Source organism: Microbispora sp. H10836, assembly GCF_012999525.1.
Taxonomy (GTDB): Bacteria; Actinomycetota; Actinomycetes; order Streptosporangiales; family Streptosporangiaceae; genus Microbispora.
The window spans coordinates 305971-318058 of the sequence record NZ_JABBWU010000002.1 but is presented as its reverse complement, the minus strand read 5'-3'; the positions used below and the strand labels follow the sequence as shown (position 1 = coordinate 318058).

At 73.4% G+C, this 12088-nt stretch carries 11 protein-coding genes; 6 read left to right on the top strand and 5 right to left on the bottom strand.

Translation table 11 applies throughout. From position 1 onward, the window contains the following. Positions 1-26: 26 nt before the first annotated feature. On the top strand, positions 27-1430 hold the full coding sequence (locus HHX30_RS06190; protein ID WP_211591635.1) for a glutamate decarboxylase: 1404 nt from the start codon (positions 27-29) through the stop codon (positions 1428-1430). A gap of 316 nt (positions 1431-1746) precedes the next feature. Here the strand turns inward: HHX30_RS06190 and HHX30_RS06185 are convergent, their stop codons facing one another. Together HHX30_RS06185 and ligD are read right to left on the bottom strand one after the other, a co-directional pair. Beyond that, positions 1747-2031 carry a hypothetical protein gene (locus tag HHX30_RS06185; protein WP_169980283.1) on the bottom strand — a complete coding sequence of 95 codons (285 nt, stop codon included), beginning with the start codon at positions 2029-2031 and terminating at the stop codon, positions 1747-1749. A gap of 530 nt (positions 2032-2561) precedes the next feature. Further along, positions 2562-3575, bottom strand: a complete 1014-nt coding sequence (gene ligD / locus HHX30_RS06180) for a non-homologous end-joining DNA ligase (protein WP_169980281.1) — start codon at positions 3573-3575, stop codon at positions 2562-2564. Positions 3576-3982: 407 nt separating this feature from the next. Between ligD and msrB the strand changes: the two genes are divergently transcribed. Continuing rightward, positions 3983-4384 (top strand): peptide-methionine (R)-S-oxide reductase MsrB, encoded by a 402-nt coding sequence (gene msrB, locus HHX30_RS06175; protein ID WP_169980279.1) that lies wholly within the window; start codon positions 3983-3985, stop codon positions 4382-4384. A gap of 3 nt (positions 4385-4387) precedes the next feature. On the opposite strand, the gene HHX30_RS06170 is transcribed toward msrB, so the two are convergent. Beyond that, on the bottom strand, positions 4388-4993 hold the full coding sequence (locus HHX30_RS06170; RefSeq protein ID WP_169980277.1) for a hypothetical protein: 606 nt from the start codon (positions 4991-4993) through the stop codon (positions 4388-4390). A gap of 144 nt (positions 4994-5137) precedes the next feature. On the opposite strand from HHX30_RS06170, the gene HHX30_RS43155 reads away from it, so the two are divergent. The 3 genes from HHX30_RS43155 to HHX30_RS06155 all read left to right on the top strand — a co-directional run bounded on the left by HHX30_RS43155 (position 5138) and on the right by HHX30_RS06155 (position 8364). Further along, on the top strand, positions 5138-6985 hold the full coding sequence (locus HHX30_RS43155; RefSeq protein WP_169980275.1) for a sensor histidine kinase: 1848 nt from the start codon (positions 5138-5140) through the stop codon (positions 6983-6985). Further along, complete coding sequence (locus HHX30_RS06160) at positions 6970-7623, top strand: response regulator transcription factor (RefSeq protein WP_310742014.1); 654 nt, start codon at positions 6970-6972, stop codon at positions 7621-7623. Before HHX30_RS43155 ends, HHX30_RS06160 begins: the two co-directional genes overlap by 16 nt. Positions 7624-7743: 120 nt before the next feature. After that, positions 7744-8364 carry a hypothetical protein gene (locus HHX30_RS06155; protein ID WP_169980273.1) on the top strand — a complete coding sequence of 207 codons (621 nt, stop codon included), beginning with the start codon at positions 7744-7746 and terminating at the stop codon, positions 8362-8364. Here HHX30_RS06155 and hemQ read toward each other — a convergent pair. Together hemQ and hemG are read right to left on the bottom strand one after the other, a co-directional pair. After that, complete coding sequence (gene hemQ / locus HHX30_RS06150) at positions 8336-9037, bottom strand: hydrogen peroxide-dependent heme synthase (RefSeq protein ID WP_169980271.1); 702 nt, start codon at positions 9035-9037, stop codon at positions 8336-8338. The genes HHX30_RS06155 and hemQ overlap by 29 nt on opposite strands. Positions 9038-9126: 89 nt before the next feature. After that, the gene (hemG, locus tag HHX30_RS06145) at positions 9127-10557 is read right to left on the bottom strand and encodes a protoporphyrinogen oxidase (RefSeq protein ID WP_169980269.1); all 1431 of its coding nucleotides are present in this window, start codon (positions 10555-10557) and stop codon (positions 9127-9129) included. Between the two features lie 276 nt (positions 10558-10833). Between hemG and HHX30_RS06140 the strand changes: the two genes are divergently transcribed. Further along, positions 10834-12012, top strand: coding sequence for an ROK family protein (locus tag HHX30_RS06140; RefSeq protein WP_169980267.1), 1179 nt, complete (start codon positions 10834-10836; stop codon positions 12010-12012). The last annotated feature ends 76 nt before the right edge of the window (positions 12013-12088 follow it).

Genomic DNA, 12088 nt, shown 5'->3' with positions numbered 1-12088 from the left:
TGACTCGAGACGGAGAGGAGCGGACGGTGACTCCACGGGAAGGCAGGCAGGTCAGGCAGCGGCCGGTATGGGTCAACCCGTTGTTCGGGGCGACCGACCCCGCCTCCGGGATCACGGCGGTCCCTCCCCGGCGCCGGCTGCCGGAGGGGCCCACGGCACCCGCCACCGTGTCCCGGCTCATCCGCGACGAGCTGATGCTCGACGGGAACCCGCGGCTGAACCTCGCCACGTTCGTCAGCACCTGGATGGAGCCGGAGGCGCACGCGCTCATGGGCGACACGGCCGACAGGAACCTCATCGACAGGGACGAGTATCCCGCGACCGCCGAGCTGGAGCAGCGCTGCATCCCGATGATCGGCCACCTGTGGAACGCCCCCGACCCCGACGCCTCGGTGGGGACCTCCACCGTCGGGTCCAGCGAGGCGTGCATGCTCGGCGGGATGGCGCTCAAACGCCGCTGGATGCGGCGCAACACCGGCCGCTACTCCGCCGGGGCGCGGCCCAACCTGGTCATGGGCGTCAACACCCAGGTGTGCTGGCACAAGTTCTGCAACTACTGGGAGGTGGAGCCCCGCATGGTCCCCATGGAGGGCGACCGGTTCCACCTGGGCGCCGAGGAGGCCGCCGGGCACTGCGACGAGAACACCATCGGCGTCGTCACCGTCCTGGGCTCCACGATGGACGGTAGCTACGAGCCGATCGCCGGCATCTGCGCGGCGCTCGACGCGCTCGAGGAACGCACCGGGTGGTCCGTGCCCGTGCACGTGGACGCCGCGTCGGGCGGGATGATCGCCCCCTTCCTCGAACCGGACCTGGTGTGGGACTTCCGCCTTCCGCGGGTCGCCTCCATCAACGTCTCGGGGCACAAGTACGGGATGGTCTACCCGGGGCTCGGGTGGATCCTGTGGCGGGACCGGGACGCGCTCCCCGGTGACCTGGTGGAGCACGTGGACTACCTCGGCGGAGACGTGGCGACGTTCACGCTCAACTTCTCCCGGTCCGGATCGCAGGTCGTCGCGCAGTACTACAACTTCCTCCGGCTCGGTTACGAGGGGTTCCGCGAGGTGCAGGGCGCCCTCCGGCGGGTGGCGACCCATCTCGCCGAGCGGATCGAGGGCCTCGGCTGCTTCCGGCTCCTCACGCGGGGCGACCAACTGCCGGTGTTCGCCTTCACCACCGGCGAGGACGTCACCCGGTTCAACGTCTACGACGTGTCACGGCGACTGCGGGAGTGGGGCTGGCTGGTGCCGGCCTACCCCTTCCCGCCCAACCGGGACGACCTGCACGTGCTGAGGGTGGTGTGCCGCAACGGCTTCTCGCTCGATCTGGCCGACCGCCTGGCGGACGACCTTCGCAGCCTGTTGCCCTGGCTGCACAAGCAGCCCGCCCCCGTGTTCGGCCCGGACGCCGCGACGAGCTTCCACCACTGACACACACCACGGGCACACACCACGGGCACACACCACGGGCACACACCACGGGCACACACTGACGCTGACACGCACTGACGTAGGCCGGTGCGGCGGCGCCGCTCCCCGGACCGGCTCCGGAACGGGGACAGCCCCGGACCGGGAACATCGCGGCGGCGACGATGTCGTCGCCGCCGCGATCGGAAAGCCCGGAACCGGGAGAGCGGGGCCGCCGCGCGTTCCGGCCAGGCCGGTGCCCGCGGTCTGCCCGCGGTGTGCCCGCGGTGACCGGCGGCGTGGCCGGACGCGCGTGCCTCACGGCCCCGTCGGACGGGCGTCAGCCCCTGGTGGTCGTGGTGGCGCGGGCCCGGCCGGTCGTCTGGCCGACGGGCTCCTTCTCCCTCTCCTGTGCCTGGCGAGCGGACCTGGACAGGTCCTCCAGCTCGTGCGCGGTCTCCTCGAACTCCTGCGCGGCCTCCCGGCTCATCCTGCTGACGAGCCTGCGGCCGCGGACGGCCATGTCCTCGTACACCTCGCCGGCCTTGGCCAGGGCGTAGGGGCCGACGCCGGCGAGGGCGCAGAACGGCTTGGACATGGTGATCCTCTTGACCGGTGTTGTCACTTGGTCACTCTCCATAAATATCGGTCTGGCGGCGGCTTCCACCTGTTTCAACCAGGGGAGAACGGCCCGCTCTCCTCGCCGGGCGCGCGGCCGGGGCCCGGCGGTCAGGAAGGCGGCGTGCCGAGGGACTGCGTCCCGGACCTGATGTTGTCCGCGGCCTGCGCCGGACTGATGTCCGCGGCCCTGGAGGCCTTTCGCAGATCCGTCCAGGTGATGTGGTCGGGATTGCCGTGGTCGTCGTCAGGCTCGCCGCAGCCGCAGCTCAGGCACATCCGGGTGTCTCCCCCCGCTCGGTCTCGTACAAGGCGGCCCCGCCCCCGGCAGCGGTGCGAGGGCGAGGCGCTTGGGTGTTCCAGGTTCGTCCGTGTGCGGTCTTGCCCGGGGACGAGCGCCCGCTCCCCCGTCGGCGAGCGCTCACCAGGACAATCCCCGCGCCCGCCTCCAGGGACACCGGGCGGGAATGCAAGAGCCGATCAAGAGCGGAGACAGGCGGACAAAAGCCAGATCGTGCCGGCACACGGCACGGAGGGTCACCCGGCCGCGTCCTCGCCTTCGGCCGGTCTCGCCTTGGACGGCTGCACGCGCCTGGGCTCGCCGGGCATCTTCGGGTAGTTCGGCGGATACGGCATGTCGCCTCGTTCGTCGGCGTCGTACCACTCCAGCAGCGTGCCGATGTCGCAGGCCCGGTCGTCGATCGCCCGCTGCACGTCGCCGAGCTTGGCGAACCGCTCCGGCATCGTCCTGATGTCGAAGTCGCGCGGGTCACAGTCGGCCAGCTCCTCCCACGTCACGGGGGCGGAGACCCGCGCGTCGGGCCGCGCGCGGACCGAGTAGGCGGCCACCACCGTCCGGTCGCGGGCGTTCTGGTTGTAGTCGATGAAGACCTTCTCCCCCCGCTCCTCCTTCCACCAGGCGCTCGTCGCGAGAGGCGAGCGCCGCTCGACCTCCCGGGCGAAGGCGATCGCGGCGTACCGCACCTCGGTGAAGGTCCAGCGGGGCTCGATGCGCACGTTCACGTGGATGCCCCGGCTGCCCGAGGTCTTCGGGAAGCCCGTCATGCCCAGCTCGTCGAGTATCTCCTTGGCCGTGAAGGCCACCGCACGGGCCTGTTCGAACGAGGTGCCGGGCTGCGGATCGATGTCGATGCGCAGCTCGTCGGGGTGGTCGAGGTCGGCGCGGCGCGCGTGCCAGGGGTGGAAGTCGATCGTGCCGAGGTTGGCGCACCATGCGATGGCCGCCACCTCCGTCGGGCAGAACGCGTCGGCCGTGCGCCCGCTCGGGAAGCGCACCGTGACGGTCTCGATCCAGTCGGGATGCCGGGGCATCCGCTTCTGGTAGATCGCGTCGGTGCCGACGCCGTCGGGGTGCCGCTTGAGGTAGGTCGGCCGCTCCCGCAGGGCGCGCAGCACGCCGTCCCCCACGCTCACGTAGTACTCCACCAGGTCACGCTTGGTGGCGCCGATCTCCGGGAAGTAGACCTTGTCCGGGTTGGTGACCTTGACCGTGCGGCCACCCACCTCTATCTCGATGTACGGCGAAGCCATGGATCGACCCTATAGGGAGGAGGGGGTCCGTCCCGGGCTGCCGACGGCGGCCGGACCGGGCGCTCCCACGGCCGCGCCCTACCGGCGCAGGCGCGTGGTCGCGTACGGCGCGCTCGCGTTCGGCTGCGCCGTACGCGACGGGACGGACCACGACGGCCGCCCGTGGGCGGCCTCCTCTCACCGTCCGGCGGCGTCCAGCACGGGTCGGGTGCTTCGCCGCCCTGACGGCGGTGCGGGCGACCGCCTCCGCGCGGGTGCGGCGATCAGCCCCTCGTCAGTGAAGACGCCGGAAGACCGGGGAAAGGATGCCTCGCACCGTGAACATCTGCCGGGAAGATCCCCGGCCGCCGCGGGGTTCCTCAGTTCGTAATCCCCGCGAGGGGCCACAGAAGGCAGGGTGGTGAGCTATGGAGAAGATCGTCAAGAGCGACGCCGAGTGGCGCGCGCGGCTTTCCCCCGAGGAGTACCGGGTCCTCCGGCAGGCGGGGACGGAGCGTCCGTTCAGCGGCGAGTACGTCGACACCAAGACCGTCGGCGTCTACTCCTGCCGCGCGTGCGGGGCGGAGTTGTTCCGGTCGGAGACCAAGTTCGAGTCGCACTGCGGCTGGCCGTCGTTCTACGAGCCGTCCGAGTCGGATGCCGTCACGCTGCACGAGGACGACTCGCTCGGCATGCGCCGGGTGGAGGTCCGCTGCGCCCGCTGCGACTCGCACCTCGGGCACGTGTTCCACGGCGAGGGCTATGCCACGCCGACGGACGACCGGTACTGCATCAACTCCGTGTGCCTGAATCTGCGGCCGGCCGACTGAGGGTCACTTGGGCTTGGGGTAGGTGACCCGGCAGTCGTCGTCGTCCGGCCCGAGGACGTTGGCGAGGACGGGATTGCCGTTCTCGCCGAACCGGGACTGGACGAACACGACGGGGTTGGCCTCCCCCCGCTCGGCCAGGTACTCCAGGCCGCGCTTGCACAGCGTGATCGCGGTCTTGGAGTTGTCGGCGTTCTCCGGCAGGTTCGTGTAGATGCGCAGGTAGCGGCCGGTGGTGCGGATGTCCTTGACCCGCTTGGCCGTCTTGTCGTTCCACCTGCTGCGGAAGTAGGCCTCCGCCTTCGTGTCGGTGTACTTCGACGGTCCCGACGCCTTGTGCTCGGCGGCCTTTTTGTCCTTTTTCTCCCGCTTGGCGTCGGCCTTCTCGCCGGTGTCGACGCTGGCGACGGTCAGCTCCCCCGCCGGGGAGGCCTGCGGCACGGGCGCGGCGACCGCGCGCTCGGGGGGAGCCGCGTCGGAGCGGGACAACGGCCAGGCGATCGCGGCGGCTCCGACCGCGAAGGCGGCCACCCCCAGCGACACCTCGACGACGTGCGAACGGGCCCGCCTCTTGCGGCGGCGCCCCCTGGAACGTGCCAGCCCGCTTGTCACTCTGCCTCACATAGACGTCGATCCTTCGTCACAGTATGGCAAAGACTTCCGGCGGCCAAGACCGTTTCCGACGTTTCGCGCACGGTCCGCCAGAATGTCCTTTCTGAACGGGTCAGTGGTGCCCGCCGTTCGGAGGGAGGGTGCGTGCCGGCCGTCATGTCCTGGCTCGTGTTCGGGCTGGCCTGCGTCCTGGTCGCGGCGGGCGGGGCGCTGGGCGGCGCCGACCCGATGGACGCGGCGCTCGCGCTCGGTTTCACCCCGCTCGGCGCCTACCTCCTGTCCCGCCGCGAGGGCGGGGCGGTGGGGCCGTGCTGCCTGGTGACCGTGCTCGGCGCGGCGGCCTACTTCGCGGACTCCTACGCCTCGCGGCCGGATCTTCCCGGCGCCCCGTGGGCCGCCTGGGTGGGCGCCTGGGTCTGGGCCCCCGCCCTGCTGACCGTGAGCGGCGTCCTGCTGCTGCTCGTGCCGGACGGCCGCCTGCCCGGCCGGGCCTGGGTGCCGGTGGCGGCGACGGGAGTGGCCGCCACCGCGGCGTTCACGGTCGCGGCCGCACTGGTGCCGGAGGGCGTGGACCGGCCGTTCTCCGTCGAGGCCCTGGCGCCGGTGCGCGACGCGCTGCCGGCGGTCATCGTGATCCTGGCCGCGACCTCGCTCGCCTCCGCGGCCGGGCTCGTCGTCCGTACGGCGCGGGCGCAGGGCGAGCAGCGCACCCAGCTGCTGTGGATCTGCCTCGGCGCCGCCGCGTTCGTGGCGGGGGTCTTCCTGCCGGCCGTCGTCCGGCTGCCCGCCGCCGGCGTGCCGTTCATCCTGGCCCTGCCGGCCTGCGTCGGCGTTGCGATGCTCCGCCACGACCTGTACGGGACCGGCCCGTGGCTGCGCCGCGCGCTGACCCTGGGGCTGCTGGCGGGGGCGCTGGCCCTGCTGTACTTCACGGTCGACGGGCTCACCGGGGCGCACGTCGCCGCCGCGGCGGCCGTGGCGGTCGCGGTCGAGCCGCTGCACCGCTGGCTGCGCCGGGCCTCCGGCCGCATCCTGTACGGCGGCGGGCCCGACCCCGAGGCCGTCCACGCCCGGCTGGGCGCCCGGCTGGCCGCGACCTCGGAGCCCGGGGAGATCCTCGCCGCCGTCGCCGACGCCGTGGCCGAGGTGACCCGGGCCCCGTACGTACGGGCCGAGCTGGGCGCGCCGGGCGAGCCGTTGAAGGTCGCCGAGCGGGGAACACCCGCCCCGCTCGGCGTGTCGGTGCCGCTGCGCTTCCAGGACGAGGTCCTCGGCGCCCTGGGCGCGTCGGGAGGCGACGCACGGGTGCTCGCCCCGCTCGCGTCGCACGCCGGGGCCGCGCTCGCCGCCGCCCACCGCGCCGCGGCGCTGCAGCGTTCGCGGACGCTGCTGGTCACGGCCAGGGAGGAGGAGCGGCGACGGATCAGCAGGGACCTGCACGACGGGCTGGGCGCCTTCCTCGCGGGCATCGGCTTCACCGTCGACGCCGCGGGCAACGCACTCAAGGCCGACCCGGATCGGGCGCGGGGCCTGCTGACCCAGATCAGGACCCAGGTCGCCGAGGCGGGCGCGGGCGTACGCCGCCTGGTGCGGGGGCTGAGGCCGCCCGAGCTGGCCCAGCTGGGCCTGACCGGCGCCGTGGAGCACACCGCGGCGACGCTGGGCGACGGCGGGGTCGAGATCGAGATCACCGCGGAGGACGTGGGCGGCCTGCCGGCCGCCGCGGAGGTCACGGCCTACCTGGTGGCCCGCGAGGCGCTCACGAACGCGGTGCGCCACGGCGCGCCCCGCCGCTGCGCCGTACGGCTGGGCCGGGTCGCGGGCGGGTTCGAGCTCAGCGTGCGCGACGACGGGCGGGGACTCGGGCCGCAGGCCGTCCCGGGAGTCGGCCTGACCTCGATGCGGGAGCGGGTGGAGGAGCTGGACGGAAAGCTGACGATCGACGCCGCCCCGGGCGGCGGAACGGTGGTGACCGCGTGGATTCCCCTGTGATCAGGCTGCTCGTCGTCGACGACCACCCCGTGGTCCGCGACGGCCTCGGGGCGCTGATGTCGACCGTGGAGGGCATCGAGGTCGTCGCGGTGGCCGAGGACGGCCGCCGGGCGCTCGCGGCCGTCCGCGAGCACTCCCCCGACGTCGTGCTGATGGACATCGCGATGCCGGACATGGACGGCATCGAGGCGACCCGGCGCCTGTCCGCCGGGCCCCGTCCGCCCAGCGTGATCATGCTCACGATGTCGGACGACGACCTGTCGCTGCTGGCGGCCGTCCGCGCGGGGGCGAGGGGCTATCTGCTCAAGAACGCCGCCCAGGACGACGTGGTCGCCGCCGTGCGCGCGGCGGCCCGTGGGCAGGCCGTCTTCGGGACCGGCGCGGCCGAGGCCGTGATCAAGCTGCTGCACGCGCCGCCCCGGGTGTCCCCCCGGCCGTTCCCCGCGCTCACCGAGCGGGAGTACGAGATCCTCGAACTCGTCGCGCAGGGCCTGGGCAACCAGGCGGTCGCGGCGCGCCTGGGCGTCAGCCCGAAGACCGTGGCCAACGCCGTGTCCGGCGTCCTGGTCAAGCTCGGCGTACGCGACCGCGCCGAGGCGGTCGCCGCCGCGCGGGCGGCGGGACTCGCGCCGGGCTGAGCCCGTTCCCGCGGGGTCGGGAGGCGTTCCCGGGCCCGCGGGACCATCGGCTCCTCCGGCCGGGAACGTCGCGGCCCGAATCTGGACGGGCAACGACATCACCCTCCGGAGGAGAACGTCATGGACGCCACCGCGTCGCCCCACACTCCCGCCACCGCGCACCCTCGGGCCGCGCGTACGGACGACCCGGCGGGCGGGAGGCCCGCCGCCGCCTCGGTCGTCGCCGCGCCGCTCGTCGCCGCAGCGGCGTCGCTGACGCTCGGTGTGACGCAGCTCCTGCACACGCAGACGGTGCCGTTCGCCTCGGCGGGCGACTACGTCGCCGAGGGCGCGTACGCCCTCTACCTGGTCGCGGCGATCGGGGCCGTCCTGGCCCTGCGCCGCGTCCACCGCCCGGCGCGGGGCTGGGGGCGGACGGGCGACGCCGGGGCGCTGCTGTACGGCCTCGGCCACGCGGTCGTGGCGGTCCCGGTGACCACCACCTTCGTCCTCGCCACGAACCCGCCGGACCCGCTCGGCGCGCTGTACGCGCCGGGGATCGTGCTGTGGCTGGCCGGCCTGCTCCCGCTCGCGGTCGCGGTCTTCCGCTGCGCGCTGGTTCCCCGCGCCGTCGCCGTCGTCCTCCCGGCGACGCTGCCGCTGGCAATGGCCCTGGGCGCGGCGGGGCCCCTGGTCGAGGCCCTGACCTGGGCCGTCCTGGCGTTCGCGATCGTCAGGGAAGCGCGGCGACGAGTTCGCTGACCGGCTTGCGGGTGCCCGTGTAGAAGGGGATCTCGACCCTGGTGTGCCGCCTCGCCTCGGCCCCGCGCAGGTGGCGCATCAGGTCGACGATGCGGTGCAGCTCGTCGGCTTCGAAGGCGAGCATCCACTCGTAGTCGTTGAGCGCGAAGCAGGCGACCGTGTTGGCCCGCACGTCGGGGTAGTCGCGGGCCATCTTCCCGTGCTCGGCGAGCATCGTGCGGCGCTCGGAGTCCTCCAGCAGGTACCACTCCAGCGACCGCACGAAGGGGTAAACGCAGACGAAGCCCCTGGGCTCCTCCTCGGCGAGGAAGGCCGGGACGTGGGACTTGTTGAACTCGGCCGGGCGGTGCAGGGCCATGGCCGACCAGACCGGCTCGCTCGCGCGGCCGAGCGTGGTGCGGCGGAAGCGGGTGTAGGTCTCCTGCAGGTCCTCGGGCGAGGGGGCGTGCCACCAGAACATGAAGTCGGCGTCGGCGCGGAACCCGGCCACGTCGTAGCAGCCGCGGGTCGTCACGTCCTTGCCCGCCGCCTGCGCGAGCAGTTCCTCGACCTCGTCGGCCACGCCGTCGCGGGCGGCGGGAAGCTGGTCGCGCAGCCGGAAGACCGACCACATGGTGTATCGGATGACCAGGTTGAGATCGCGTGCCTTGGGCCGCGGGGCAGGCTCCGTCATGCCTCCATTCTGCCGGTACGACGCGGTGGTCCGGCCGCCGGGTGCCTTCCCGGGGGAGGCACCGGCGACCGCGGCGGCCGCGCGTCCGGTCAGGCGTCGGAGGCCGCCGCCGCCCGGCCGCCCCGCAGGTGCTCCACGACGAGCTTGGCGGCGGTGCGGGCGGTCGCGACGCAGGCCGGGATCCCGAGGCCCTCGTACGCCGCGCCGCAGACGGCGAGGCCGGGCTGCCCGGCGATCGCGGCGCGCACACGGGCGATCCGGTCGAGGTGGCCCACGTCGTACTGCGGGAGCCCGCCGCCCCAGCGGGTGACCCGGGTGTCCAGCGGCAGGCCCCGCACGCCCATGATCTCGGCCATCTCGTTCATCGCCAGGGCGGTCAGCTCGGCGTCCTCGCGCTGGAGCACGAGCTCCTCGCCCAGGCGGCCGACCGAGCACCGCACGATCACGACGTTGCGGTCGGCCTCGGCCAGGTGCGGCCATTTGACGCTGCTGAACGTCGCGGCCTTGACCGGCCTGCCCTCGACCGGCGGCACGAGGTAGCCGCTGCCCTCCGGCGGCTCGGGGAAGGCCGTACGGGGATAGGCGAGGGTGATGATCGCCATGCTGGCGTACTCGATCCCGGCCAGTTCGGCCGCCGCCTTCGGCACCTCGCGCCGGAGCAGGCGGGAGGCGGGCCGCGCGGGGACCGCCAGGACGACCGCGTCGGCGTCGATCACCTCCTCGTCCCGGGTGGGACCGGTGACCAGCCGCCAGCCGTCCGGCGTCCGGATCAGGTCGCGTACGGTGACGCCGGTGCGGATCTGCGCGCCCGACTCCTTCGCCACGGCGGCGGGCAGCGACCCCAGGCCGCTCCTGAGCGTGGTGAACACCGGCCCGGCGTCCGCGGGCGCCTCGGCGGCGATGCTCCTGGCCGCCTGCAGCAGCGACCGCTCGGTGCGGGCGGCGGCGGCGATCCGCGGCATGGTCGCGTCCAGCGACAGCATGTCGGCCCGGCCCGCGTACACGCCGCCGAGCAGCGGCTCGACCAGCCGGTCGACGACCTCGCCGCCCATCCGGGCCCGGATGTAGGCCGCCACGGAGACGTCGCCGGTCACGAGCGTGGGCGGCAGGAACTGGTCAAGGGGCACCCGGGCGAGCCCGGCCGGCGACAGGACGCCCGAGCGCGCGAGGGCGACCACGTCCGAGGGGACGCCCATCACCTGCTGCCGGGGCAGCGGGCGCAGCGATCCGCGCGACAGGACGGCGGCCCGCGTCGTGCCCGGGTCCACCAGGTCGTCGCCGAGGCCGGCCAGCCGGGCCAGTTCCTTGCCCTCGGGCCGCCGCGCCAGCATCGACTCGGCGCCCGCGTCGACCTCCACCCCCGCCACCTGCGAGGCGTACAGCTTGCCGCCGACCCTCGGCGCCGCCTCCAGCACTGTGATCCGCAGGCCGGCGTCGGCCCGGTTCAGGTGCAGCGCCGCGGCCAGACCCGCGATGCCCCCGCCGACGACGACCACATGACGACCCGCAATCCCGTCCATGGGGAAAAACTATCGGCCCGTGCGCGCGGCTCCCGCACCGGCGCGGGGCGTGTCCGCCGCGAGGCGGGAACTTCGCCGCCACAGAAAGAGCACAGATAGTCACCCACTGGAACAGTCCCCGACAAAGCGGTCGGGAAGGCAAGATTCTCAGAAACTTTTCACCTGTAGGGCAAAAAGTAAGGGTTTGCTGTAATAAAGTTGATGTCGTCGGAGCAGAAGTAGAGTCACTTCTGGCACGCACCCCGATTCCCCGACCCGAAGAGCGGCGTGAAGCGAATGACGGCTCGCCCCGAGAACCCGCACCAGGCGCGGCTCCTGCGCCTCCTGCGTCAGGACGGCGCGCGCTCGCGTGCCGAACTCGGCGAGGTGGCCCGTCTGTCACCGTCGAAGCTCGCACTCGAGCTCGACCGGCTCAACAAGCTGAACCTCCTCGAAACCGGCGGCCTCGCGGCCTCGCGTGGCGGCCGGCGGTCGGGCATCGTGCGGATCGCCTCGCACCTGCGTTTCGTCGGCATCGACATCGGCGCCACGTCCATCGACGTGGGGGTGACGAACGGCGAACTGGAGGTGCTCGGCCACCTGTCGAAGCCGGCGGACGTGCGGGACGGCCCCGAGGCGGTGCTGGAGCAGGCCCTCGATCTCGTCGGCAAGCTGCGGACCGGCGAGACGAGCGAGATCCACGGTGTCGGCATCGGGGTGCCCGGTCCGGTGAGCTTCCTCGACAGGACGCCGGTCTCGCCGCCGATCATGCCGGGCTGGGACCGCTTCCCGGTGCGGGAGACGCTGAGCCGGGAGTTCGGCTGCCCGGTGCTCGTGGACAACGACGTGAACATCATGGCGCTCGGCGAGCTGCACGCCGGGCTCGCCAGGGCCGTCGGCGACTTCCTGCTCGTGAAGATCGGCACCGGCATCGGCTGCGGCATCGTGGTCGACGGCGAGATCTACCGCGGGGTGACGGGCAGCGCCGGCGACATCGGCCACATCCGGGTGTCGGAAGGCGGCCCCCTGTGCACGTGCGGCAACACCGGCTGTCTCGAGGCCTACTTCGGCGGCGCGGCGCTGGCCCGCGACGCCCTGGCCGCGGCGGAGTCGGGCGAGTCCCCCTTCCTCGCGGAGCGGCTCACGCACGAGGGCACGCTGACGGCCGAGGACGTCGCCGCAGCCGCGGCCTCGGGCGACGCCGCCGCCGTACGGATGATCCGCGAGGGCGGCCGGCACGTGGGCCTCGTGCTCGCGTCCCTCGTGAGTTTCTTCAACCCCGGCCTGGTGATCATCGGAGGCGGGGTCGCCGGTCTGGGCCACGCGCTGCTCGCGGAGATCCGCAGCGTCGTCTACCAGCGCTCGCTGCCGCTGGCCACCGGCAACCTGCCCATCGTCTTGTCCGAGCTGGGCGACACGGCCGGGATCGTCGGCGCCACCCGCCTGATCAGCGACCACGTCTTCTCCGCCGAGTGAGCCGCGCGGCACCGCGTGCCGCGCTCCCTCCGGACGCCGAACGGCCGCCGTCCCCTGCCGGGACGGCGGCCGGTCC

Excerpts from the sequence above, each read along its gene's own strand:
- ligD (WP_169980281.1), bottom strand. The coding sequence starts at position 3,575 with ATGGCTTCGCCGTACATCGAGATAGAGGTGGGTGGCCGCACGGTCAAG.
- HHX30_RS06140 (WP_169980267.1), top strand. The coding sequence starts at position 10,834 with ATGACGGCTCGCCCCGAGAACCCGCACCAGGCGCGGCTCCTGCGCCTC.
- HHX30_RS06155 (WP_169980273.1), top strand. The coding sequence starts at position 7,744 with ATGGACGCCACCGCGTCGCCCCACACTCCCGCCACCGCGCACCCTCGG.
- hemG (WP_169980269.1), bottom strand. The coding sequence starts at position 10,557 with ATGGACGGGATTGCGGGTCGTCATGTGGTCGTCGTCGGCGGGGGCATC.
- msrB (WP_169980279.1), top strand. The coding sequence starts at position 3,983 with ATGGAGAAGATCGTCAAGAGCGACGCCGAGTGGCGCGCGCGGCTTTCC.
- hemQ (WP_169980271.1), bottom strand. The coding sequence starts at position 9,037 with ATGACGGAGCCTGCCCCGCGGCCCAAGGCACGCGATCTCAACCTGGTC.